We start from the raw sequence: 23,038 nt of genomic DNA, 5'->3' as shown, positions 1-23,038 counted from the left end.
TCGAATGCCCGAACGTGGGACTCGGCTGCACCAGTGTGGAGTTCGGGGCGTGAACGTGGGGGTCGGGGTGGAGGGGGGGTGGAATGTGGCTTTGGGGTGGGCCAAAGCCACATTCGTGGGGGGTCAGCCGGCGGTTACGAAGCCTTTTTCGACCATCCAGTCCCGGGCGACGGCGCCGGCGTCCTGGCCGTCGATGTCCACCTTCTTGCCCAGCTGGATCATCTGGTCGTTGGTCATTTCCGCGGCCACCGGCCGCAGCACGTCGGCGATCTCCGGGTGGGCGTTCAGGTAGTCCTGCCGCAGCGTCGGGCAGACGTTGTACTGCGGGAAGAACTTCTTGTCGTCCTCCAGCACCGCCAGGTTCAGCCCGGCGATCCGGCCGTCGGTGGTGAAGACCTCGCCGAAGCGGCAGGTCTCGTTGGCGATCGAGGCGTAGATCGCCCCGGTGCCGAACTGCTTGATCTCCGTGGTCGGGAAGTCGTAGAGCTTCTGCACCCCGGGCAGGCCGTCCTGCCTGCTGGCGAACTCGGTTTCCACGCAGAACACCGCTTCCTGCGGGTTCTGCTTCAGGTAGTTCGTCATGTCCGAAGTGGTCTTCAGGTTGTGCTGCTGCGCGAACGCCGCCGTGGTGGCGAAGGCGTAGGTGTTGTTCACCGGCGAGTAGTCCAGCCAGCTGATCCCGTTGAGTTCGAGGTCGGCCTTGCGCACCGCCTCGTACTGCTCCCGCTCGTCCGGGATCGGGTCGGTGTTGCCCAGGTAGTTGATCCACCCGGTGCCGGTGTACTCCCAGGTCACGTCGATCTCACCGGCCAGCAGCGCCTGCCGCGCGTTCGTCGAGCCCTTGATGTCGGACAGGTCGGTGACGTCCATCCCGGCCGCCGACAGCGCCAGTTCGGCCATGTAGGCCAGCACGATGTTCTCGGTGAAGTCCTTCGAGCCGACCGTGACGTCCACACCGGACAGTGCGGGCACCGCCTTGATCGAGCCCGGCCCGACCGCGAACGGCAGTGCGGCGTTGGTCTCCAGGCCGCACGCGCTCACCGACAAGGCCAGCACGGCGGCACCCAGTGCCGCGGTGATCTTGCGGATCCGGCGGTTCATCGCAGCCCCTTCGGTCCCAGGTATTGCTCGGCGACGGCGCCGAGCCAGTCCACGATCAGCGCCGTGCCGACCGCCAGCACCGCGCCCACCACGATCACGCGGTTGAGCTGCAGCTTGTAGCCGGTGTCGATGAGCACGCCGAACCCGCCGCCGTTGACGAAGACCGCCAGCGTCGCGGTACCGACCGCGAGCACCAGTGAAGTCCGGAGCCCGGCGAGGATCAGCGGCACGGCCAGCGGCAGTTCGATGCGCCGCAGGACCGCCGACGACGACATGCCGATGCCGCGCCCGGCGTCGATCAGCGCCGGGTCCACCTGCTGCAACCCGACCATGGTGTTCCGCAGCACCGGGAGCAGCGAGTAGAAGGCCAGCGGGATGGAGACCACCCACAGCCCTTCCCAGCCGGTCCACAGGAAGAACAGCACCAGCACACCCAGCGCCGGCGCGGCCTGCCCGATGTTCGCGATGGCCAGGAACACCGGTGCGGCCGGTTTCGCCCAGCGCCGGGTCAGCGCGACGCCCAGCGGCACCGCGATGACCACCACCATGGCGGTGACCACCACGGTGATCAGCAGGTGCTGGCCGAGCGTGGACAGCAGCGTGCTCGCGTTCAGCGTCTTCAGCTCGTTCGGCTTCAGCTCGCTGGAGAACACCCACGCCAGCACCGCGCCGACGACCACGACGACCACCAGCGGCTGCGCGAACAACCGCACCCGCTCCGCGCGCGCCGAGCCCGATCCGGTGGTGAAGCCGGAGGTGTCGGTCTGCGCCGTGGTCATGCGTCGTCCCCGTGCTCGGCCCGCAACTGCCGGACCGTCTCCATCACGGTCTCGATGTCGACGCCGCCGACGTACTCCCCGCGCGTCCCGGTGACCACCGCGCGGCCGCCTTCGGTGAGGATCGCCTCCAGCGCGTCCTGCAGGGTCGACTGGGTGCTCACCGAGTCGTTGATCGGGCGGGCGACCGCGGCCAGCGTGCTCGCCGAGGCCAGGTCACGCACGTGCACCCAGCTCAGCGGGCGGCGCCGGTCGTCGAGCACCAGGCCGTAGGTCTTGCGCGCGTCGGTGAGCCGCTTGCGCACGTCGGCGGGCGATTCGCTGTGCGTGACGGTGATCATGCCCTCGTCGCTGTAGTCGATGTCCCGCACGCGCAGCAGGGTCAGCTGCTTGAGCGAGGCACCGGCACCGACGAAGCCTGCCACCGTGTCGTTCGCCGGGTTCGCCAGGATCGCGTCCGGGGTGTCGTACTGCAGGATCGTCGAGCGGTCACCGAGCACGGCGATCTTGTCGCCGAGCTTGACCGCCTCGCTGAAGTCGTGCGTGACGAACACGATCGTCTTCTTCAGCTCGGTCTGCAGCCGCAGCAGCTCGTCCTGCAGGTTGCCGCGGGTGATCGGGTCGACCGCGCCGAACGGCTCGTCCATCAGCAGCACCGGCGGGTCCGCGGCCAGCGCGCGGGCCACCCCGACGCGCTGCTGCTGCCCACCGGAGAGCTGGCGGGGGAACCGGTCGCGGAACTGGCCGGGGTCGAGCCCGACCAGGTCCATCATCTCCTCGACCCGGTTGGTCACCTTCTGCTTGTCCCAGCCGAGCAGGCCGGGCACCACGGCGATGTTCTGCGCCACGGTGAAGTGCGGGAACAGCCCGGCCTGCTGGATCGCGTAGCCGATCTTGCGGCGGAGCTGGTCCGGGTTGAGCGAGAGCGCGTCCTCGCCGCCGATGGTGATCTTGCCGGAGCTGGGCTCGATCAGCCGGTTGATCATCCGCATGGTGGTGGTCTTGCCGCAGCCCGACGGCCCGACGAAGATCACGATCTTCCCGGCGGGCACCACCATGGAGAAGTCCTCCACCGCCGGGTGCTGCTGTCCGGGGTAGCGCTTGCTCACCTGCTCGAGCTGGATCTCCACCCCGGAGACCTCTTCGCTGTTCGCGACGGCGGTCGCCGACGTTGCCACGTTCTCAGCCACGGACACCCCTTGAGATGGTGAAACGGGAGATCAGGAAGTACACGCCCTCGAGGAGCAGCGCGAGGATGACCACGCCGATCGTGCCGACCAGCGCCTCGTTGAGCGCGTTGGCGCTGCCCGCGCGGACCAGGCCGGAGAACACCTCGTCACCGAGGCCGGGGCCCTTGGCGTAGGCCGCGATCACCGCGATGCCCATGAGCATCTGGGTGGCGACCCGCATCCCGGCCAGGATGGCTGGCCAGGCGAGCCGCAGCTCGACCCTGGTCAGCACCCCGACGCGGCTCATGCCGATGCCCTTGGCCGCGTCGGCGATGGCCGGGTCGACCCCGGCCAGCCCGACGATCGTGTTGCGCACGATCGGCAGCAGCGCGTAGAGCACCAGCGCGATCACCGTCGGCTCGGTGCCGAGGCCGACCACCGGGATCAGCAGGCCGAGCAGCGCGAACGACGGGATCGTCAGGATCGCGCTGGCCAGCGCGGTGGCCACGGCCGAGCCGACCGGGGAGCGGTAGACCGCCACCCCGATCAGCACGCCGAGCACCGCGGCGATGATCGTGCACTGCACGACCGCGCTCACGTGCAACCACGCCTCGAGCGAGATCCGATCCCACCGGTCGGCGACGAATTCGAAGAGGTTCACGGCCGGCGGCCCTTGAGCAGCCGCCGCCGGGGCTTGGTGTCCCCGTTGGTGCGTTCCTCGTGGATCTGTTCCAGAGACCTCATCATCTCGTTCTCCCGCAGTACCAGGGGATCATGGCGCAGGTCGCGCCACACGGCGACACACAGACCGATCATCACCACCACGAAGGGCACGGCGATCAGGATGGTCAGGTTCTGCAACCCCTTCAGGCCGTCGTTCCCGCCGACCAGCAGCATCACCGCCGCGACCGCGCCCATCAGCACGCCCCAGAAGATGACCACGTTCTTCTTCGGGTGCACCGATCCGCGTTGCGACAGCGTGCCCATCACCACCGACGCGGCGTCCGCGCCGGAGACGAAGAAGATCGACACCAGCACCATGACCAGGATGGCGATCGGGATGAACCACGGCAGCGTCTCCAGCAGTTCGAAGGTCGCCGACTGCTCGGTGCCCGCCCCGGCGATGTCCACGCCGTTCTGCTGGCGGTCGATCGCCGCGCCACCGAAGATGGCGAACCAGATCAGGCTCACCACGCTCGGCACCGCGATCACGCCGAGGATGAACTGGCGGATGGTGCGCCCGCGCGAGATGCGCGCGATGAACATGCCGACGAACGGCGTCCACGAGATCCACCAGGCCCAGTAGAAGACCGTCCAGCCGGACAGCCAGGTCTGCATCTCCTCGCCACCGGTGGCCCCGGTCCGGCCGGACATCTCGGCCAGCTCGCGGAAGTAGTCCCCGATCGCGCCGGGCACCAGGTTGAAGATCAGCACGGTCGGGCCGACCACCAGCACGAACAGCGCCAGCACCGCGGCCAGCACCATGTTGATGTTGGACAGCCACTGGATGCCCTTGGCCACCCCGGACACCGCCGAGGCGATGAACGCGATGGTCAGGATGGCGATGATCGCCACCAGCACGCCCTTGCCGGGGTTGTCGATCCAGCCGACCGCGCCGAGCCCGCCGCCGACCTGCAGGGCGCCGAGGCCCAGCGAAGCGGCGGAACCGAACAGCGTGGCGAAGATCGCCATCACGTCGATCGCCTTGCCCAGCGGGCCTTCCGTGCGGCGCTTGCCGAGCAGCGGCGCGAACACCGAGCTGATCAGCTGGCTGCGGCCCTTGCGGAAGGTGCTGTAGGCGATCGCCAGGCCGACCACGGCGTAGATCGCCCACGGGTGGACGGTCCAGTGGAACAGCGTGGTCGCCATCGCGGTGTGCACGGCCTCGTCGGAGCCGGCCACGGCGGTTCCCGGCGGCGGGCTCGCGAGGTGCGAAACCGGTTCGTAGACACCGAAGAACATCAGTCCGATGCCCATTCCGGCGCTGAACATCATGGCGATCCAGGACGACGTCCGGAATTCCGGCTTCTCCTTGTCCTGGCCGAGTGGAATTCGGCCGTAACGACTGATGGCCAGGCACACGGCGAACAACACGAATCCGGAGGCGGTGAGCACGAATGCCCAGCCGCCATAAGGGATCACCGCTTTGTTGAGCAGTGTCTTGGCGACCGAGGCCAGGCTTCCGGGGGATCCGACGCCCCAGGCGATGATGGCGATGGCGAGCACCGCGGCGACGCCGAAGACCACCTTGTCGGTCTTGGCTGGTCTGTCCGCGGCGAGTTCGAGTGGAACGTGCTCCTCTGGTGTGTGCCCTGCGCCGGTGGTGTCCGGCGCGTTCGCGAGATCGGTGCGCTCCGTGCTGTGCGCGCCCCCGACCTCGCCTTCGCCTGGCTTGCCGTCCTGCGGACCCGTAGTCATACGCACGCGCCGACGAATCGGCGCGACCTCCTTCCGACCCGGTTGTAACCCGTTTGGTGCAGCACCCTAACCCGTACCCCGTACGCGGCGTGCCCCGAATCGCTGACCGGGTCAAGCCGCCATTGGGTGCGCTTACATTTGCGGATCACCCCGGAATCGGCAAGCACGGGACCGTGTCAATCGGCACCCGATTTATCGCCGCGCCCGGTTCCACCTGGGACGATCACGATTTCCCCCCACTTTTGCGCGAAGTCGCCGATACCCCGCGTTCACCAGCCGGGACGGGCTTCGCCGCAGGTGGGAGCGTCCCATACGCTGGTCTGGTGAGCCCGGTCCGCAGTGAGCACAGCGCGTTACGCCTCGTGCGCGGGACGTTGCTCGCCTCGGCATCGGCGGCCCTCGCGGTGACCGCCCACGCGCTGGCCGACGGCGCCATGCCCAGCCCCTCGCTCACGCTCCTGCTGACCGCCCTGATCGGGTGGACCTCCACGGCGCTGGCGGACCGCACGAAGGGGCTGCCCGGCATCCTCCTCGTGCTGGGCCCGGCGCAGGTGGTGATGCACTTCGTGCTCACCGAACTGAGCGGGCACACGTCCGTCCACAGTGGCAGCGGCGTGCTCGAAGGCACCCTGCCGATGACCGCGGCGCACGCGCTCGCGGTGCTCGGCACGGCGGCGCTGCTGGCCCGCGCCGAGTCGCTGCTGGCGGTCGTGGTGGCGAGCCTGCGACTGCTGCTGCCGGTGGTCTGGACCGCGGCCCCGGTGCGCGGCGGGCCCGTGCGGCCGGTGACCGTCCACCCCGAACTCTCCGCCGGGCCGGTCCCGGTGTTCCTGCGCACCGTGCTCGGCCGTCGCGGTCCGCCCGTCGTCGCCTGAACCTTCCTTCCGGACCGCGTAGGCACTGTGGCGGTCCTCACGAAACCCCCTTGTTCAGGAGCGAAACTTCCATGTCGACAAAGCGATTCATCCAGCGTGCCGCCGTGCTCGCGGGCGTGACCGGGCTCACCGGCCTGATGGGTGCCGGGCTCGCCTCGGCGCACGTCACCGCGGACTACTACGGGCAGGAGCCGCAGAAGGGCGGCCGCGGCCTGATCGTGCTGCGCGTGCCCAACGAGGAGACCGACGCCGGCACCACCAAGGTCGAGGTCGCCTTCCCCGCCGAGTACGGCATCACCTCGGCCAGGACCAAGCCGGTGCCCGGCTGGACCGCCGAGATCACCAAGGCCACGCTGCCCACGCCGGTGAAGAACGGCAAGGGCGCCGACGTCGCCGAAGTGATCAGCAAGATCACCTGGACCGCGCAGGACGGGAACAAGATCGCCGCCGGATCCGCGGAATACCAGGAATTCGAGTTCAACGCCTCCACTCTGCCGTCCACTGTGGACACCCTGGTACTGCCGGCCACGCAGACCTACGAGAGCGGCAAGGTGGTCGCGTGGGACGCGCCGCCGCCCCCCGAAGGCGGCGAGGAGCCGGAGCACCCGGCGCCGACGATCAAGCTGGCCGCGGCGAGCAGCGGTGGCGACCACGGGCACGAAGCCGGCGCGGCAGCCTCGGGTGAGCAGGCTTCCGGCCACAACGAGGCGTCGGCCTCCGCGGGCACCGACAACACCGCGCGCTGGCTCGGCGGGGCCGGTCTCGCCGTCGGCGCGCTCGGCCTCGGGGTCGGCGCCGGCGCGACCATCCGCGCCCGGAAGTCGGGGAAGGCGAGCTCATGAGGCGCGTCCTGGTCGCGCTGCTGACCGCGACGGCGCTGCTCGGCCTGGCCTCCCCGGCGCTGGCGCACAACGTGCTGGTGTCGTCCGACCCGGCCAAGGGCGCCTCGCTGCAGGAAGGTCCGCAGCGCGTGACGCTGACCTTCGACCAGTACGTGCAGGCGGCCGACGTGAACCAGGTCGCGGTCACCGGGCCCGGCGGCTCGCAGTGGGCCGAGGGCACGGTCGAGGTCAAGGGCAACGTGGTCACCGCGCCGCTGCGCCCGCTCGGCCCGGCCGGTGAGTACACGCTGGGCTTCCGCATCCTGTCCGCGGACGGGCACGCGGTGAGCGACGAGATCAAGTTCACCCTGGCCAAGGCGGGCACCGGCACCCCGGCGGCCGCCGACGCCGCGCGCTCCGGCGGCACCGGCGGCGGCGCGGCCGACAACGACTCCGGCGGTGTGCCGCTGTGGGTGTGGATCGCCGGCGCGGTCGTGCTGCTCGCGCTGGGCCTGGTGTTCGCCCTGCGGGCGGGTAAGGAACCGACGAAGTCATGACGCAGGCCGAGACCACCTCGCCGGTCCGCTATTCCACGCTGGTCTGCGTGGTCACCGCCGCACTGGTGGGCGCGCTGATCGGCGTGGCCCTGTCGGCGACCGCGCCGATCCCGGGGGTGACCGAGGTCAGCGAGGTGGTCTCGGTGGCCATCCCGATCGTGCGGGTGCTGCTGGACATCGCGGCGGTCGCCACGATCGGGCTGTCGCTGCTGTCGGTGCTGGTCGGCTACGACCGGCCGAAGCTGACCGAACCGATCCTGCGACTGGCGCGGCCCGCCGCGGTGGCCGCCGCGCTGGTCTGGTCGGCGACCGCGTTCGTCGCGCTGGTGCTGCAAACCGCGGAGTTCCGCCCGGGCGCCGAGACCATCGGCGCCGGGGACGTGTGGGCCTACATCGTGCAGATCGGCGCCGGGAAGGCGCTGCTCGTGGTCGGCGTGCTGGCGCTGGTGCACGCCGGGCTCGGGGTGCTGGCGCTGCGGCACGGGGAGAAGGTGCCCGCCGAAGTGCGGGTCGGGCTGGGCCTGTTCGCGCTGCTGCCGCTACCGGTCACCGGGCACGCGTCGAACTGGGACTACCACGACTACACGATGATCTCGATGGAGCTGCACGTGATGAGCGCCGTCGCCTGGACCGGCGGCCTCGGCGCGATGACGGTGCTGCTGATCGGGAACCGGACCCTGCTGGCGCACGCCCTGCCGCGGTTTTCGAAGCTGGCCACCCTCTGCCTGCTCCTCTCGGCGGCGACCGGACTGTTCAACGGCATCGTCGAGATCAACCTGAACCCGACGATGGACCTGCTCACCGGCCTGTTCACCACGCCGTACGGGCAACTGGTGGTGCTGAAGCTGGTGTGCACCGTCGTCATCGCCGCGCTCGGCGCCCACGTCCGCTGGCGGCTGATGCCGAAGATCATGCGCCACGAACGCACCGCCCTGGCCCTGTGGGCGACGCTGGAACTGTCGGTGATGGGCCTGGCCTTCGGCTTCGCCGTGGTCCTGACCCGAGCCCCAGTCGCCTGACCAACCGTTGAGCCCCAGCAACCCACCCGAATACAACCCCCGCCACTCCCAGGGGGGCGTCCCCAAGTCCAGCGTAGTCCAGCACCCCGTCGGCGGAGGGGCGTGCGCTGGAGTTGTCCACATGTGCGTGGTGCCTGTGGATCAACGGGCGGCGTTCGGCCCAGTTGCGTTAGGCTGAAAGGTTGCTTCCTGGCGACTGTATTGCCCGGGGTGGAACCGAGCCGCCAAGCTCTGACGTCAGCACGCGTGTGCACAGCGGAGGAGCAGGTGTGACGACCGGCCAGGCCCCGATCACGACCGCGCCGGCGCCACGGCGATCGCCCGAGGCGGAACCGGCGGTACCCAGGGAACTGGAGCAGCCACCGGCCCACTTCACCAACCGCACCGAGCAGCTCGCGGTGCTCGACCGGTTGCTCGACGAGCCGGGCGACCGGCCGGTGGTCCAGGTGGTCTGCGGGCTCGGCGGCATCGGCAAGTCGGCGCTGGCGCGCCAGTGGGTGCACCGCGTGCGCGCCCGCTTCCCGCGCGGGCAGCTCTACGCCGATCTCGGCGCCTTCAACGCCACCGGACCCACCGATACGGGTGAACTGCTCAAGCGCTTCCTCGTCGCGTTCGGCATCGACGCCAAGAAGCAGCCCGCCGGGCTCGACGACCTCAAGGCGATGTACCGCACCGAGACCGCGGGCCGCCCGTTGCTGGTGGTGCTCGACGACGCCGTCTCCTCCGACCAGGTCGCTCCGCTCGTCCCCTCCGCGCCCGGCAGCATCGTGCTCGTGACCAGCCGTTTCCGCCTCGGCGGGCTGCGGGCGAGCCACGGTGCGCGGCGCCTCGAACTGACCAAGTTCGAGCACGACCACGGCATCCAGCTGCTCTCGGCGATCGTCGACGACGAGCGCACCGACGAAGCCGACCCGTACCTGAAGAAGATGGTCAGCTTCTGCGACGGACTGCCCATCGCCCTGCACGTCCTCGGTGTGAAACTGGCCAACCAGCCCCACCTCTCCTCTGCACGAGCCGTCGCCCAGCTGGAACGATTGCGGCTGGCGGCTTTGGCGGACCACAAGGAGAACCTTTCGGTGACCAGCACGTTCGACCTCTCGTACCAGGACCTGTCCCCGGACGCGGCGCAGCTCTACCGCGCGCTCGGCCTGCACCCCGGGCCCGAATTCGGCCTCGGCGCGGCGACCGGTGCCGCCGGGCGGTCGGTGGACGACACCGAGGAGCTGCTCGGCGAGCTCGTGCAGTCCGGGCTGCTCGAAGCGCAGAAGGGCCGCTTCGGCTTCCACGACCTGGTGCGCCTGCACGCCGAGGACAAGGCCGCCGCCGATCCCGAGGAAGCCGAGGCCGCGCGCCGCCGCATCCTCGAGTGGTACCTGCGTGCCGCTCGTCGCACCGAGGACACGCTCACCGTCCCCGACCAGGACCGCATCCCCTACGAGTTCGGCGACCGCGGCCCCGACCCCGAGTCGCTGCCAGGCAACGACGACGCGCTGCCCTGGCTCGAGCGCGAGCGCCCCAACCTGATCGCCGCCATCCAGGCCGCCCAGGCCCAGGAGCTGCCCGAACTCGCCTGGCAGCTCGCCGCCGCGATGTGGCCGCTGTTCCTGCTCCGCAAGCACTACCGCGACTTCCTCACGGTCAGCCAGCTCGGCGTGACCTGCGCCGAGCAGTGGGGCAACCCCTCGGCGAAGGCGCTGATGCTCAACCGGTCGGGCGCCGCCTGCCGTGGCGCCGGGCGGTTCGACGAGGCGGTCGAGTACTACACGGCCGCGAAGCAGGCCCTGGCCGACGGCGGTGACCAGGCGATCGCGATCCGGTCCGTCGAGGGGCTCGGCCTGGTCGCGCTCGCCCAGGACCGCGTCGAGGACGCGCTGACCCACTTCGACGAGGAGCTGACCTACGCCCGCCGCCTCGAACGCGCCCACGACGTGAACCTCGCGCTGGTCAATCTCGGTGCCACGCTGGTCAGGGCCGGGCGTGCGGCGGAGGCCGTCGACCGGCTCGAGCAGGCCAAGTCGCTGCTCGACGCGCAGGGTGACGAGTACAACCGCGCGCGGGCGCAGATCGACCTCGGGCGGGCGCTCGCGCACGACGAACGGTTCGACGAAGCGCGCACCGAGCTCGACGCGGCACTCGCCACGATGGAATCGGCCGGATCCGCCTTCGAACAAGCGCGTGCGATCCACGCGCTCGGCGATGTCGCGAAGCTCTCCGGGGATATCGCGGAGGCCAAGTCGCGTTACGAAGCGGCGCTGCCCATTTACACAGAGCTCAACCGTCCCGAGGCGAAACCGCTCGCGGAAGAGCTCCGCTCACTCGCCTGAGCAGGCAGGACGATCTTCCAACGGGATTCCGGTGGCCGTGAGTAATCAGTGCACGTTCATTCTGCGTAACCAATCTTCTTCCGTGGAGTGATCAGTCGGACCGAATTCACTACCCGCAGCCTGCTGTTCGTACAGAAACGACGAACGGTCATTCCCCGTCGCTGAATGTCCGCGATTTTTGACCGCTGTTCAGCGGTACCGACTCCATCGGGTGCCGGTGCGCCCGGCGCGCAGGTCGGCCAGGCGCATGCGGAGCTGCCCGCGGACGTACGGGTGGCTGCGCAGGATGGGCAGCACGCTGGTGGTGAGCTTGAGTTCGCGGGCCGCTCGCAGCGCCGGGAAGCCGGACCAGCGGGTGACGTCGAAGCCGTAGCCGTCCACCAGCTCGCGGTAGCGCCCGGCCGGATCACCGAACCGCTCACGGCCGACGGCCAGCGGGATCAGGTCCCATTCCGGCGGGCCGGCGCAGGACGAGTCGAAGTCGCAGAGCACCGGCCCGTCCGGCCCGGCGATCACGTTGCCCGGGTGCGCGTCGCCGTGGACCAGCGCGGTCGGCAGCGCGAATTCGACCCCGGCCAGCTGTTCTTCGACCTCGGCGCACCGGTCCAGCAGGAAGCGCCGGTCACCGGCGGACAGCTCCTCGGCGTCGGCGACGCGAGCGCGGACGTCGTCCAGCGGCGCCCACCCGCCGACGCCGTCGGGCGGGTCGAGCCGGTGCACCCGCCGCAGCAGCGCGGCCAGGTCGGCGGCCGTGCCGTGCCCGGCCTGACCCGGCACCCGCTCCCACACGGTGACCAGGTGTTCGCCCAGCTCGAGCGGCTGCGGCAGGTCACCGAAGAGGCGGATGGCCGGGACGCCGTGCCGGGCGAAGTACCGCGCCACCTCGACCACCTTGTAGGCGCGGTGGCGCAGCGCGCGGGACCCGACGATGCGCACCACGACCGGTGCGCCCGCCAGCGAGTAGACCGCGTTGTTGGTGAACCGCAGCAGCTTCGCCCCGCGTGCTTCCACGCCGAGCAGGGCGCACGCCTGCGCGAGCACCCCGTCCAGCTTCTCCCTGGTGAACCGGCCGTCCAAGACGCTTTCCAGGGTCGCCGTCACCGGTCCTGCCCGCCTCGCTCAGGCGGCGTAGAACGCGTTGATCCGGTCGGCGAGGTCGCGGGCGTCGGCGTTGTTCCGGCGCCGCTCGGCCTCGACCTTCAGCGGCATCATGCGGTCCTTGATCCGCGCCGACTTCAGGCCCTCGGCCGCGTCCAGCGCCTTGCCGCCCACCCGCGCGCCCTGGTCGAGGTCGCCCTCGAGCAGGTGGTTGGTGGCCAGCGCGCTGAGGTTGAACACCCGGCTGCGGGCCATGTCGTCGCCGTAGGCCTCGACCGCCCTGGTCAGCGCCGGAATCGCGTACTTGGTGTGGTCCACCTTGCCCTCGATGGCCAGCGCGGTGTGCACCGTGCCGATCATCGCGTAGACGTCGGTCTCGTTGAAGAACTGCACCCAGGACTCGGCGTTGGCGATGTCCGCGCGGGCGAACTCGTCCTTGGTGCGGCCGAGCAGCTTGAGCGCCTGCTCCTCGTTGCCCATCATCGCGTAGGCCCAGGCCTGGTTCGCGCACAGCACGGAGATCGCCAGCTCGGAGCCCGATTCCTGGGCCGCGATCTGGCCCAGCTGGAACAGCTTGAGCGCGTCGTTGGGCGCGTCCTGGTGCAGGTAGACCCGGCCCATCCGGTACAGCACGTTGGCCACCAGCGGGTTGTTGTCGCCCTGCTTGGCCAGGTCCAGCGCGTTGGCGAAGTGCCCGCGCGCCGAGTCGACCAGGCCGGTGTCGAACGAGGTCCAGCCCGCCAGGCTGTGCAGATCGGCCAGCGCCACGTAGAGCCGGGACTTGACCAGTTCGGCACCGCTGGATTCGAGCATCTGCTGTCCCCAGGACAACTGCGCGACCACCGCGTCGCGGCAGAAACCGCCGCCGTACTGGTAGTCCAGCGCACGCAGCGCCCGGGTGGCCGCCTCCATCTGCCGGACGTCGGTCATCCCGATCCGGCCAGGCGCCGGTGTCCTCGCGGGACGCGTCGCCCAAGCCTCGGACGCCGGTCCGAAGACCGCTGCACCCATGGTGACCTGCGCGGCGTGCGCGAGGAACTTCCGCCGTTTCACGGACTCGTCCTCCTCAGCCTGCCGGCCGTCGGCGTTGCCGACGACCTGTATCGCCGTGGCCTCGTCGTAGGCGAGGCCCATGTATCCCCTGGCGACACCCAGGCCGTCGGCGATCCGGACCAGGACGTCGTAGGCCATGACCTGGCGTCCCTTGAGGATCTCCGACACCTCGGACTGCGACTGGCCGGTCATCGCGGCGATCTGGCGCTGGGACACACCGTGCTTGCGCAGCTGGCGGTAGACCGAGCTGATCTCGCGGGCGGCCAGCGCCTCTCGCATCTCCGGCTGCTCCCAGGCAGTCGGCGGGATGGGATGACCAGCTTGTCCCTGGCGGGACTCCGTGCTGTTCATGGCGTCCATTCGCGCCCCCTCACAGTCCGTCGGGCGTCTGTCCACAGCGTAGGCACACCCATTCAACCGTGCGAAACGTCGATTGTTGAGTCTGATCGGCCCGGGCGAACTCCGCCGACCGCTTATCGTGGAAGTCTGGCCGGTCGCCGCTATGACGCCGGTGCAGCCTTCTTTCCGCCTCGCTTTCACCGCAATGTAGATCGCAGTTCTCCGTGAGCACTCCGGCACCCCCGGTGATCACGGACAGCGACCACCAGCGGCCGCCCTTCACGGAGAGCTACGAGAACTACGAGAACACGGAATACGACGAGCGACGAGCAGAGCGGAGTAGCCGGTGGAGTTCCTGGACTCGATCCCGACAGGTCGTACGGCCACCGTGACCCCTGTGCGTTCTTCCGTCCCGCGTGCCGTGCCCCAGGCGGTCGACCCCCGTTCGGCGAACCTCCGCCGGCACGAGGGCGGCCAGACCGTGTGGCGCGTGCAGTGCGGTGACCTGATCAACCGCGAGCGCTGCGTCACGGTTTTCGTCGACGACAGCCAGGTCGTGCTGGTCGGCCCGCCCGGGGAAACCGCGCGGATGACCGGCAGCCAGCTCGGCCAGCTCCGGACCGCGCTCAACGAAGCCGCCAAACTGGCGGAAAGGTAACGGTGAGTTCCAGGTGGACCAGATCCTCGGGCAGGTACTCCGCAATGCCGTGTGGGAGCGCCTCGACATGCTCTCCGACCTCGCCAACCGCGCCGACGCGCAGTCACTGGTCTCGGTGGCCCGTTCCGAGCTGCCGCGGCTGACCGAAGGGTGGCGCGCCATGCTCCGCGCCCACGAGCCCGACGAGCGCGGTGACTGCCCGACCTGCTCCACCCGGTGGCACCGCTGCAAGGCGCCGTGCTCGGTGTGGCAGGTGGCGCACGAGCACCTCGTGGCAGGCGGGCTCGCGCCCCAGCCCGGCGTGAAGGACAAGGGCCGTCGCGTACCGGCGCAGAACCGCGCCGAGAACCGCACGCCCGGCCGCCACGCGCTGGTCACCCCGCCTCGGCAAGCGGTCGCCACCACCTGAGACTCCCCCACCGGTGCCCGATCCCCCGCGGGCCCCCCCGACCGGCGGTCGGCTCATCCGTACCCCCGAGCGAGATGAGTCGACCGCCATCCAACTCCCCGGCTCCCCACCGGTTCTGCGATTAATCGCAAAATTTTTGTGAACCGGCTAGCCAGCGCGGTAATCGAACGCTAACGTGAGCATCAAGCCCACGGGCCCAAAATTGCATAACGCAACCCGTGGTGCTCCCCGCCCTCCCGAGCGGGCCCCGAAACCCCGCGGACCGGTGCCGTTGCACTCCCCCTCCCCCGACCGGCACCGGTCCGCGGTCCCATCTCCACTTCTGGTCAGCGCACTGATCGGATCCTGGTGACCGCTAATCCTGCGAACAGCGTGGCCACCGCCGACGCCGCGAACAATCCGGGATAGCCGCCGAATCCGGCCAGGATTGCCATCGCCAGCAGTGGCGCGACCACCTGCGGCAGCGCGTTCGCGATGTTGACCACGCCGAGGTCCTTCGCCCGGTCCTGCGCGGCGGGCAGCACCTGCGTCAGGATCGCCATCGCCACCGCCCAGTAAGTACCGAAGCCGATGCCGAGCAGCGGAGCCGCGAACAGCGCCGCGACCCAGGTCTGCGAGAAGACGAGCAGCAGCGCGGCCAGCGCCATCGCGGCCGATGCCCAGACGACGTACAGCTTGCGGCGGCCGGAGCGGTCCGACAGCACCCCGGCGCCGAGCGCGCCGACGATCAACGCGACGCCGTACAACCCCATCAGCACCAGCAAGCCGGTGTCCGGATCCGGGTGGCCGACCGCGTCCTTGAGGAAGAACAACAGGTAGAGCGTGCCGAGCGCGTTGCCGAGGCCGATCAGGAAGTGGCAACCCCACGCCCGCGCGAAGTCCGGGTGCCGCCGCGGCGAAATCCACATCCGGCTCGGCAGTTCCCGCAGCGAGCCGCCCGGACGCCAGGCGGCGGGCAGTGCGGCGTCCGGCGTGCGCAGCACGAACACGGCGGCGCCCACGAGCACGACGAGCGCGCAGGCGAGGTACCCGCCGGCCAGGCTGGTGACGAGCACGGTGACCAGTACCGCGCCGAGCACGGTGCCGAACATCTGGCTGATGCCGATGAAGCCGCCGATCTGCGCCCGCTGGCCGACCGGTACCCGATCGGGCAGTGCCGAGGTCAGCGTGGCGAGCATGCCGTTCAGCCCGGCCTGGGCCAGGCACCAGCCGAGCGTCATCACCAGCACGTTCGGCGCGACGGCCAGCAGCGCGAGCCCGGCGGCGCCGAGCACCGCGCCCGCGACGGTCCACGGGTGGCGGCGGCCGAAGCGCGAGGTGGTGCGGTCCGAGAACAGGCCGATGGCGAGATTGGCGATCAGCGAGACGAACGCGCCGACGCCGGTCACGATGCCGAACACCAGTTCCTTGCCCGCTGCGTCGAGCAACTCCGCCTGCCGCGGCAGCAGCACCTGGATGGGGGCGTAGAAACCCAGCCACAGGCCGAAGTTCGCGAAGAACAGCAGTGCGGTCCAGCCAGGGCGGACCCGGGTGGTCGGTTCGGCGAGGGCGTCGGGCCTAGTGTCCATGGGCCGCGATCAGTTCGCGGAACCAGAAGAACGAGTCCTTCGGGGTGCGGGCCTGGGTTTCGTAGTCGACGTGCACCAGGCCGAAGCGGGGCGCGTAGCCCTTGGACCACTCGAAGTTGTCGAGCAGGGACCAGACGAAGTACCCGCGCACGTCGACACCGGCGTCCATCGCGGCGCGCACCGCCCAGAGGTGGTCGCGCAGGAAGTCGATGCGCTCGGGGTCGGGCACGCGACCGTCGGGCGTGACCTCGTCGGCGAAGCTGCAGCCGTTCTCGGTGATGTGAATCGGCGGGAGGCGGTCGCCGTAGCGGTCCTTGAGTTGCACCAGCAGTTCGCGGAACCCGTCGGGCACGATCGGCGAGTCGTTGTTGGTCCTCGGATAACCCTCGATCGGGCGAAGTTCGAACGGCAGCGGATTGCCCTCGCCCGGCCCGGCGGCCCCCTGCGGTTCGTAGTAGTTGACGCCGTAGAAGTCGATCGGCTGGGTGATCGTCGGCAGGTCGTCGGCGAACCCGGCGGGCAGGTGCTCGTGGAACTCCTCGGGGTAGCTGCCGAGCAGCACGGGATCGGCGAAGAGGCGGTTGAGCAGCGCGTCGAGCCTGCGTGCGCCCTCGCGGTCGGCGGCGGAATCCGTGGCGGGCCAGATCGGCGAGTGGTTGTTCGCCGTGCCGATGGTCTTCGCACCGGCCGCGCGGAGGGCCTTGACCGCGAGCCCGTGCGCGAGGTGCTGGTGGTGCGCGGTGGGAATGGCACCGAGGAGCAGCGTCTGGCCGGGCGCGTACTCGCCGACCGCGTACCCGAAGATCGACATGACCATCGGCTCGTTGAGCGGGATCCACATCTTCACCCGATCGGCGAAGTGCGTGCCGAGGATCTCGGCGTACTCGCCGAAGCGCTCAGCGGTGTCGCGGGCGAGCCAGCCACCGGCGTCTTCGAGGGCTTGCGGGGTGTCCCAGTGGTAGAGCGTGGCGACCGGATCGATGCCCGCCGCGCAGATCTCGTCGAGCAGGCGGTCGTAGAAGCTGAGGCCGCGGGGTTCCGGGGTGCCCTTGCCGGTGGGCTGGACGCGGGGCCAGGCGAAGGAGAACCGGTAGGCGTCGACGCCGAGGCGGGCCATCAGCGCGATGTCCTCGCGGTAGCGGTGGTAGTGGTCGGCCGCGACCCCGGCGTGTTCGCCGCCGGCGACCTTGCCCGGCGTCGCGGTGAATGTGTCCCAAATGGACGGTCCGCGACCGCCCTCGGTGACCGCGCCCTCGATCTGGAAGGCCGAGGTGGACACGCCCCAGCGGAAGCCGGGCGGGAAGTTCGGGTTCTCCACCAGCTACTCGCTTTCCCGCTCGGGGTAACGTGAATAGTTCTCATATCCTAACCCGTTCCCTCGACCGGGGGGAAGGGTGCGTACGCGGTAGGGTCCTGACCAGCGGGGAGCGACATCGGCAAGATCGAATGCCGGGGCGTTGCGGCTGGGAGGAGCAGGACGTGTCCGAGAACAAGGCACACGGGGAAACCACCGCACTGCGCCGGCAACCGGTGCAGCAGCGCAGCGCCAAGCGCGTCGAGCAGATGCTGGACGCCGGCGCCGCGCTGATCGACGAGATCGGTTACGAATCGCTGACCACCACGCTGATCGCGAAGCGCGCCGGCGTGGCGGTGGGCTCGCTGTACCAGTTCTTCCCGGACAAGCGGGCCGTGGTGCAGGCGCTCACCCAGCGGAACCTGGACCGGTTCATGGCCGCCATCGGGGAACGCCTGAGCGGGGTCGAGCACTCGCACTGGTGGGACGTCGTCGACTCCATCCTGGACATCTACCTGGACATGCACCGCAATGTCCCAGGCTTCTCGAAGGTCCACTTCGGCGATGTCGTCGACCGGCAATTGCTGGACGAAAGCCGGGACAACAACCGCGTCATCGCGGATGCGCTCACGGAGTTGCTTTCGAATTACCTGGACGTGCCGCAGGAACGCCTGTGGTTCGCCATCGCCATCGCGAACGAAGCCGCGGACTCGCTGCTGAAACTGGCCTTCCACCGCGACCCGAACGGGGATGCGGAAGTGGTGGAGGAAACGAAGTACCTGATCAAAACCTACCTGGCCAGCCGCCTGGGAGAATAACGGGAAGCCCGCTTCCAGGACGATCCGCTCTCGACCACGCGCACTTCCGGACTTCTCGGAGCTCCGAGCCGCTTCCGGGATCCCCAGGCACTTCCCGGACCGATAGCCGCCCCCGCTTCCGAGAACCAGGCCTTTTTGGAAACCGGGACCACAAGCCAAAGTCAGCACCCTCCCGATCATTTTCAGGAACCCGGGAACCCGAGCCGAGCTACCACCCAGATTCCCCTCCCCACCCCGGTCCACAGCCAAAAACACGGCGGGGATTTCTTTGTCAAGGCAAGCTTTCCCGCCTTGACAAAGAAATCCCCGCCGTAGTCACAATAAAAAACCGGGGTGGGAGCCAGCCCATGCATGCCCCATGTCAAGACCCCACCCCATCCATCCACAGCGCAATGCCCATTGTGGACAACTCCCCCGATTCCCAGAGCCCCCAACCCCACCTCGAGTAGAGTGGAGCCCGGGGACGCCCCCCAGGGAGCGGCGGGGGCTGGAGTAAGGCCCTTGGGGATAGAAGACCGGGGTGGGAGCTTCCCACTTGGCTGGTTTGAGGCTTTGAGCGTGGAGTTCGGCCGCCGGAGTGTGGGGTTCGGCTTCCTGAACGTGGAACTCGGGTGCAGGAACGTGGGACTCGCTGGGGCGTCAGCCGAAGTTTTGGTGTTCGCCTCGGTAGGTGGGGACGGTTTGGTCCACGCGATCACCTTGGATCAAGTGGTAGTGGGTGAAGCGTTCCGCCAGTTCCCCTGCTTTGGCGTGGCGTAGCCAGACTCGGTCGCCGACGTTCAGGGTGCGGGCGCCTTTGCCGGAGACCGGGGTTTGCACTTCGCCGGCGCCTTCCAAGCCCAATAGCTTCAGGCCCGTGGGCAGGTAGGGCGAGGGCAGGCGCGAAGGTTGCGCCGGGCCCGAGGCGACATAACCGCCCGAGAACAGGGTCGCGATGCCTCGGGTGGGCTTGCGGACCACCGGTAACGCGAACAAAGCCGCCGGGCGCGGGTGGAAGCGGGTGTAGCCGTCGAACAGGGTGGGGCCGATCAGGCCGGAGCCCGCGGCGATTTCGGTGACCGAGGCGTCCGAGCCGGTGACTTCGACGCTTCCGGTTCCGCCGCCGTTGACGAACTCCAGGTCCGCGACCTCACGCACCGCGCGCACCGCCGCACCGCGGCGGCGCAGCAATTCGGCCGCTGACTTCCGTTGCATCCACTGCACCACGGTCGACTGGGCACGCCCACCGGTCGCGTCCGGGAAACCCGCGATCTGGCCTTCGTAGGCCATCATGCCGACCAGCCGGAAACCCGGCCGCCGCTCGATGATCGCGGCGAAGTCGCGGGCCTGGCGCGGGGTGAAGACCGGTGATCGACGGGTGCCGACGTGCAGTGACCGTAGTGGGCGCCACGAAGCGTCCAATTCCAGGCACACGCGGATTTCCGGGTGCTCCAGCCCCAGCGCCGAGTCGACCACGTCCAGGTGATCCGGTGAGTCCACCATGATCGAGATCGACGCGCGGGCGCGGTCGTCGGCAGCCAGGCGGCGCAGGGCGGCGTGGTCCACGGTCGGGTAGGCGACCACGACGTCCTCCGACGTGCCGCTTTCCACCAGCCACAACGCCTCGGCCAGCGAGTAGCTCATCACGCCGCGGAACCCCGGCTTCGCCAGCACCCGCTCCAGCAGCGCCCGGCAGCGCACCGACTTGCTCACCACGCGGATGGGCTTGCTCGCCCGTCGCACGAGATCATCGGCGTTCGCGTCGAAGGCGGCGAGGTCGACGATCGCCAGCGGCGGATCGAGGTCCTTCGTCGCCAGCTCGAGCGCCGTGGCGTCAGGGAGGTTCACCCCCAGTACGGTACGACAAACAGGCTTGAAACGCGAATACTATTCACTTATCGTTCGCTTACGCCATCCAGCGACGGGATCAGTTGATGACACGGTGGACGAACTGGGCCGGGACCGCAACGGCCAGCCCGCAACGCGTGCACAAACCGCGCGGCCTCGCGGAAATCTCCGAAGCCGTGACCGACGTCGCGGTCGACGGGCGTCGCGTGCGCGCACTGGGCAGCGGCCACTCCTTCACCCCGATCGCGGTCGCCGATTCCGACGCGCTCTCGCTCATCCACTGGACCGGCGTGGCCTCGGTCGACCTCGAAGCCAAGCGCGTCACCGTGCGCTCCGGCACCACGCTGCGCGAGCTGAACGCCGAGCTCGACCGGCTCGGCCTGGCCATGACCAACCTGGGTGACATCGACGCGCAGACCATCGCCGGCGCCATCTCCACCGGCACGCACGGCACCGGCGCCCGATTCGGCGGGATCTCCACGCAGATCGCCGCGCTGGAACTGGTGCTGGCCGACGGCACGGTGGTCGGCTGCTCGGCGGACCGGAGGCCGGAGCTGTTCCACGCCGCCCGCGTCGGCCTCGGCGCGCTGGGCGTGATCAGCACGGTCACCCTCCAGTGCGAACCGGCCTACGTGCTCGCCGCCGAGGAACGCGCCGAACCGCTGGAGGGCGTGCTCGAGTCCTTCCACGACCAGGCCGACGCCAACGACCACTTCGAGTTCTACTGGTTCCCCTACGGCCGCAACGCGCTGGTCAAGCGCAACAACCGGCAGCCGGCGGGCACCGAACCCGAGCCGCTGAGCCGGACGCGGCAGTTCATCGACTACCGGATCATGGAGAACACCGCGTTCGGCACGCTGTGCCGGATCGGGCGAACAGTGCCCAAGCTGGTCCGGCCGCTCGGCAAGTTCGCCTCGTCCGTGTTGTCCGCGCGCGAGTACAGCGACACCTCGCACCGCGTTTTCGTCACCCATCGCGGGGTCCGGTTCGTCGAGTCGGAATACGCGATCCCGCGTGAAGCACTGCACGACGTGTTCGGCGAACTGCGCGCACTGGTGCCGAAGCTGGAGAACCCGGTGGCCTTCCCGGTGGAAGTGCGGGTGGCCGCCGGCGACGACATCTGGCTGTCCACCGCGCACGGCCGCGACTCCGCGTACATCGCGATCCACCAGTTCGTCGGCATGCCCTACCGCGAGTACTTCGCCGCGTTCGAGAAGATCGCGAGCGCGGTCGGCGGCCGTCCGCACTGGGGCAAGATGCACAACCTCGACGCGAGCGCGTTGCGAGAGCGGTATCCCCGCTTCGACGACTTCCTCAAGGTGCGCAAGGAGGTCGACCCCAGCGGGGTGTTCACCAACGCCTACCTGGACCGAGTATTGGGCCCTCTCGCTTAGATTCTCTCCAATGCCTCGTCGATCGGTGTGTGGCCTTCGACGAGTTCGAGGGTCCGGTGGATGGTGCGCGACTCGTCCAGCAGGGCGACCAGCACGGCGGCCACGTCGTCGCGGGTGATGGCGCCGCCGTCGACGGACTCGGCCAGGTGAACCTGGCCGGTGCCGGGGTCGTCGGTGAGGCGGCCCGGGCGCAGGATGGTCCAGTCCAGGTCACGGGCCCGCAGGTCGTCCTCGGCGGCGGCCTTGGCCTTCAGGTAGACCGAGAACACCTCGTCCATGCCGGGGTCGTCGGCGCGGTCCAGGCCCATCGCGCTCACCTGGACGTGGCGCCGCACCCCGGCCCGCTCGGCGGCTTCGGCGAACAACGCCGCGGCCCCTCGGTCGACGGTGTCCTTGCGGGCGGTGCCGCTGTTCGGGCCGGCACCGGCGGCGAACACCGCGGCGTCCGCGCCCCGCAGGACCTCGGCGACGGCGTCCACCTCGGCGTTCTCCAGGTCGAGCACCACCGGTTCCGCGCTGGAGTCACGCAGGTCGGCCGCCTGCTCCGCGTTCCGGATGAGGCCGACCGCGTCGTCACCGCGCGCGGCGAGCAGCCGCTCCAGCCGCAGCGCGATCTGTCCGTGTCCGCCGGCAATCACAACTCGCATGCCACCGACCCTAAGCGGAAAGTCAGTCGACGGCAGCGGGGACGTCGTGCGCGAGCAGGAGCTCGTAGGCGACCTCGTTGATCCAGCGGGAGATCGGGTCCCCGGTGACCAGCAGCCGCTCGCTGTGCCCGAGCAGGTCGGTCTGGACCTTGGCCTCCTCGTCGGCGGTCAGCACGGCCATGCCGTACGTGCGGGCGCGTGGCAGGCAGTTGTCCACGTAGTCCTCGGTCAGCGTGGCGGCCGAGGGCAGGACCATCGCGGTTTCGCCGTAACGGGCGAACGGCACCAGCGCGGCCACGCCGGTCCGCCAGTGGCGCTGCACGGTGAGCACGCCGACGATCTCCACCGCGGCGGCAGGCGCGCTGCCGACGAACTCGGGCCAGGTCCAGGTGTCCACCACGGCGCGGTCGATGACCGGGCCGACGCCCATCGCGATGCGCTCGGCGTGGGGCACCGTGCGCAGCCGGGCCACCAGGTTGACCTTGCGGCCGAGCAGGCGGGTCTCCGGCAGCACCACGCCTTGCCAGCCGAGCCGCGCGGCGGCTTCGGTGGCGAGCTCGTCGGCCGTCGAGGGCAGCTGGTGCGGCGGCACGACGCGGCTGGGCAACGACCGCGTGCCGTTCGCACCGCCGGTCACCGCGACCTCTCCTGGTGTCACCGCCACGGGTCCGCCTCCTCTTCCTGTCGTCGCGAGTCCTGGTGTGCCTCGTGAAAAGAGGCACATGGATTTGGTACCAGGGCCTTCCGGTGAGAGCGCCACGTCAACCGGTCACCTGCGATCGGCGGCAGTCAGCCATCGGTGACCGGTCGACCAGCGGTCATCGGACTTCGGTCCCACGGTGCCGCCGGACGGGTGAGGAGCCGCTGAACGGC

General features: G+C 69.6%; 21 protein-coding genes. 9 read left to right on the top strand and 12 right to left on the bottom strand.

Going from position 1 to position 23,038, the window contains the following annotated elements; all coding sequences use genetic code 11:
• Window positions 1–123: 123 nt before the first annotated feature.
• The 5 genes from L3Q67_RS11395 to L3Q67_RS11375 are packed head-to-tail and all read right to left on the bottom strand — an operon-like array spanning window position 124 to window position 5,464.
• The gene (locus tag L3Q67_RS11395; protein WP_499189477.1) at window positions 124–1,101 is read right to left on the bottom strand and encodes a glycine betaine ABC transporter substrate-binding protein; all 978 of its coding nucleotides are present in this window, start codon (window positions 1,099–1,101) and stop codon (window positions 124–126) included.
• Window positions 1,098–1,880, bottom strand: coding sequence for an ABC transporter permease (locus tag L3Q67_RS11390; RefSeq protein WP_499189476.1), 783 nt, complete (start codon window positions 1,878–1,880; stop codon window positions 1,098–1,100). The genes L3Q67_RS11395 and L3Q67_RS11390 overlap by 4 nt, the downstream gene beginning before the upstream one ends.
• Complete coding sequence (locus L3Q67_RS11385) at window positions 1,877–3,073, bottom strand: ABC transporter ATP-binding protein (protein ID WP_499189475.1); 1,197 nt, start codon at window positions 3,071–3,073, stop codon at window positions 1,877–1,879. The genes L3Q67_RS11390 and L3Q67_RS11385 overlap by 4 nt, the downstream gene beginning before the upstream one ends.
• Window positions 3,060–3,707 carry an ABC transporter permease gene (locus tag L3Q67_RS11380; protein WP_499189474.1) on the bottom strand — a complete coding sequence of 216 codons (648 nt, stop codon included), beginning with the start codon at window positions 3,705–3,707 and terminating at the stop codon, window positions 3,060–3,062. The genes L3Q67_RS11385 and L3Q67_RS11380 overlap by 14 nt, the downstream gene beginning before the upstream one ends.
• Window positions 3,704–5,464: a BCCT family transporter gene (locus L3Q67_RS11375; RefSeq protein WP_499191502.1), complete on the bottom strand. Its 1,761-nt coding sequence runs from the start codon at window positions 5,462–5,464 to the stop codon at window positions 3,704–3,706. Before L3Q67_RS11375 ends, L3Q67_RS11380 begins: the two co-directional genes overlap by 4 nt.
• A 323-nt stretch (window positions 5,465–5,787) precedes the next feature.
• On the opposite strand from L3Q67_RS11375, the gene L3Q67_RS11370 reads away from it, so the two are divergent.
• The 5 genes from L3Q67_RS11370 to L3Q67_RS11350 all read left to right on the top strand — a co-directional run bounded on the left by L3Q67_RS11370 (window position 5,788) and on the right by L3Q67_RS11350 (window position 11,060).
• On the top strand, window positions 5,788–6,339 hold the full coding sequence (locus L3Q67_RS11370; RefSeq protein ID WP_499189473.1) for a hypothetical protein: 552 nt from the start codon (window positions 5,788–5,790) through the stop codon (window positions 6,337–6,339).
• Window positions 6,340–6,410: 71 nt separating this feature from the next.
• Entirely contained in the window at window positions 6,411–7,181 is a 771-nt protein-coding gene (locus L3Q67_RS11365; RefSeq protein WP_499189472.1) for a YcnI family copper-binding membrane protein, read from the top strand.
• Window positions 7,178–7,717, top strand: a complete 540-nt coding sequence (locus tag L3Q67_RS11360) for a copper resistance CopC family protein (RefSeq protein ID WP_499189471.1) — start codon at window positions 7,178–7,180, stop codon at window positions 7,715–7,717. Before L3Q67_RS11365 ends, L3Q67_RS11360 begins: the two co-directional genes overlap by 4 nt.
• Entirely contained in the window at window positions 7,714–8,736 is a 1,023-nt protein-coding gene (locus L3Q67_RS11355) for a CopD family protein (RefSeq protein ID WP_499189470.1), read from the top strand. Before L3Q67_RS11360 ends, L3Q67_RS11355 begins: the two co-directional genes overlap by 4 nt.
• 269 nt (window positions 8,737–9,005) lie before the next feature.
• Window positions 9,006–11,060: an ATP-binding protein gene (locus L3Q67_RS11350; protein ID WP_499189469.1), complete on the top strand. Its 2,055-nt coding sequence runs from the start codon at window positions 9,006–9,008 to the stop codon at window positions 11,058–11,060.
• A gap of 189 nt (window positions 11,061–11,249) precedes the next feature.
• Here L3Q67_RS11350 and L3Q67_RS11345 read toward each other — a convergent pair whose 3' ends face one another.
• Window positions 11,250–12,137: a phosphotransferase enzyme family protein gene (locus L3Q67_RS11345; RefSeq protein WP_499191501.1), complete on the bottom strand. Its 888-nt coding sequence runs from the start codon at window positions 12,135–12,137 to the stop codon at window positions 11,250–11,252.
• A gap of 42 nt (window positions 12,138–12,179) precedes the next feature.
• Window positions 12,180–13,571, bottom strand: a complete 1,392-nt coding sequence (locus L3Q67_RS11340) for a helix-turn-helix domain-containing protein (RefSeq protein WP_499189468.1) — start codon at window positions 13,569–13,571, stop codon at window positions 12,180–12,182.
• A 376-nt stretch (window positions 13,572–13,947) separates the two neighbouring features.
• Here L3Q67_RS11340 and L3Q67_RS11335 point away from each other — a divergent pair, with 376 nt between their 5' ends.
• Both L3Q67_RS11335 and L3Q67_RS11330 read left to right on the top strand, forming a co-directional pair.
• On the top strand, window positions 13,948–14,208 hold the full coding sequence (locus L3Q67_RS11335) for a hypothetical protein (RefSeq protein ID WP_209663346.1): 261 nt from the start codon (window positions 13,948–13,950) through the stop codon (window positions 14,206–14,208).
• A gap of 13 nt (window positions 14,209–14,221) precedes the next feature.
• The gene (locus L3Q67_RS11330; RefSeq protein WP_499189467.1) at window positions 14,222–14,617 is read left to right on the top strand and encodes a hypothetical protein; all 396 of its coding nucleotides are present in this window, start codon (window positions 14,222–14,224) and stop codon (window positions 14,615–14,617) included.
• Between the two features lie 326 nt (window positions 14,618–14,943).
• Here the strand turns inward: L3Q67_RS11330 and L3Q67_RS11325 are convergent, their stop codons facing one another.
• Window positions 14,944–16,185 (bottom strand): MFS transporter, encoded by a 1,242-nt coding sequence (locus L3Q67_RS11325; protein ID WP_499189466.1) that lies wholly within the window; start codon window positions 16,183–16,185, stop codon window positions 14,944–14,946.
• Window positions 16,175–17,503 (bottom strand): glycoside hydrolase family 1 protein, encoded by a 1,329-nt coding sequence (locus tag L3Q67_RS11320; RefSeq protein ID WP_499189465.1) that lies wholly within the window; start codon window positions 17,501–17,503, stop codon window positions 16,175–16,177. The genes L3Q67_RS11325 and L3Q67_RS11320 overlap by 11 nt, the downstream gene beginning before the upstream one ends.
• Before the next feature lie 128 nt (window positions 17,504–17,631).
• Here L3Q67_RS11320 and L3Q67_RS11315 point away from each other — a divergent pair, with 128 nt between their 5' ends.
• Entirely contained in the window at window positions 17,632–18,297 is a 666-nt protein-coding gene (locus L3Q67_RS11315; protein WP_209663350.1) for a TetR/AcrR family transcriptional regulator, read from the top strand.
• 639 nt (window positions 18,298–18,936) lie between these two features.
• On the opposite strand, the gene L3Q67_RS11310 is transcribed toward L3Q67_RS11315, so the two are convergent.
• Window positions 18,937–20,124, bottom strand: coding sequence for an amino acid deaminase/aldolase (locus L3Q67_RS11310; RefSeq protein WP_499189464.1), 1,188 nt, complete (start codon window positions 20,122–20,124; stop codon window positions 18,937–18,939).
• 86 nt (window positions 20,125–20,210) lie between these two features.
• On the opposite strand from L3Q67_RS11310, the gene L3Q67_RS11305 reads away from it, so the two are divergent.
• Window positions 20,211–21,518: an FAD-binding oxidoreductase gene (locus L3Q67_RS11305; protein WP_499189463.1), complete on the top strand. Its 1,308-nt coding sequence runs from the start codon at window positions 20,211–20,213 to the stop codon at window positions 21,516–21,518.
• On the opposite strand, the gene L3Q67_RS11300 is transcribed toward L3Q67_RS11305, so the two are convergent.
• Together L3Q67_RS11300 and L3Q67_RS11295 are read right to left on the bottom strand one after the other, a co-directional pair.
• Window positions 21,515–22,165: a Rossmann-fold NAD(P)-binding domain-containing protein gene (locus tag L3Q67_RS11300; RefSeq protein ID WP_499189462.1), complete on the bottom strand. Its 651-nt coding sequence runs from the start codon at window positions 22,163–22,165 to the stop codon at window positions 21,515–21,517. The two genes, L3Q67_RS11305 and L3Q67_RS11300, sit on opposite strands and share 4 nt — an antisense overlap.
• Window positions 22,166–22,187: 22 nt before the next feature.
• Window positions 22,188–22,829: a hypothetical protein gene (locus L3Q67_RS11295; protein ID WP_499189461.1), complete on the bottom strand. Its 642-nt coding sequence runs from the start codon at window positions 22,827–22,829 to the stop codon at window positions 22,188–22,190.
• Window positions 22,830–23,038 lie beyond the last annotated feature (209 nt).

The sequence above is a fragment of the Saccharothrix sp. AJ9571 genome (genome assembly GCF_021725495.1).
Classification (GTDB): Bacteria; Actinomycetota; Actinomycetes; order Mycobacteriales; family Pseudonocardiaceae; genus Amycolatopsis; species Amycolatopsis magusensis.
Note: the sequence above shows the minus strand (reverse complement) of the source record. Positions and strands in the feature narration are given on the sequence as shown.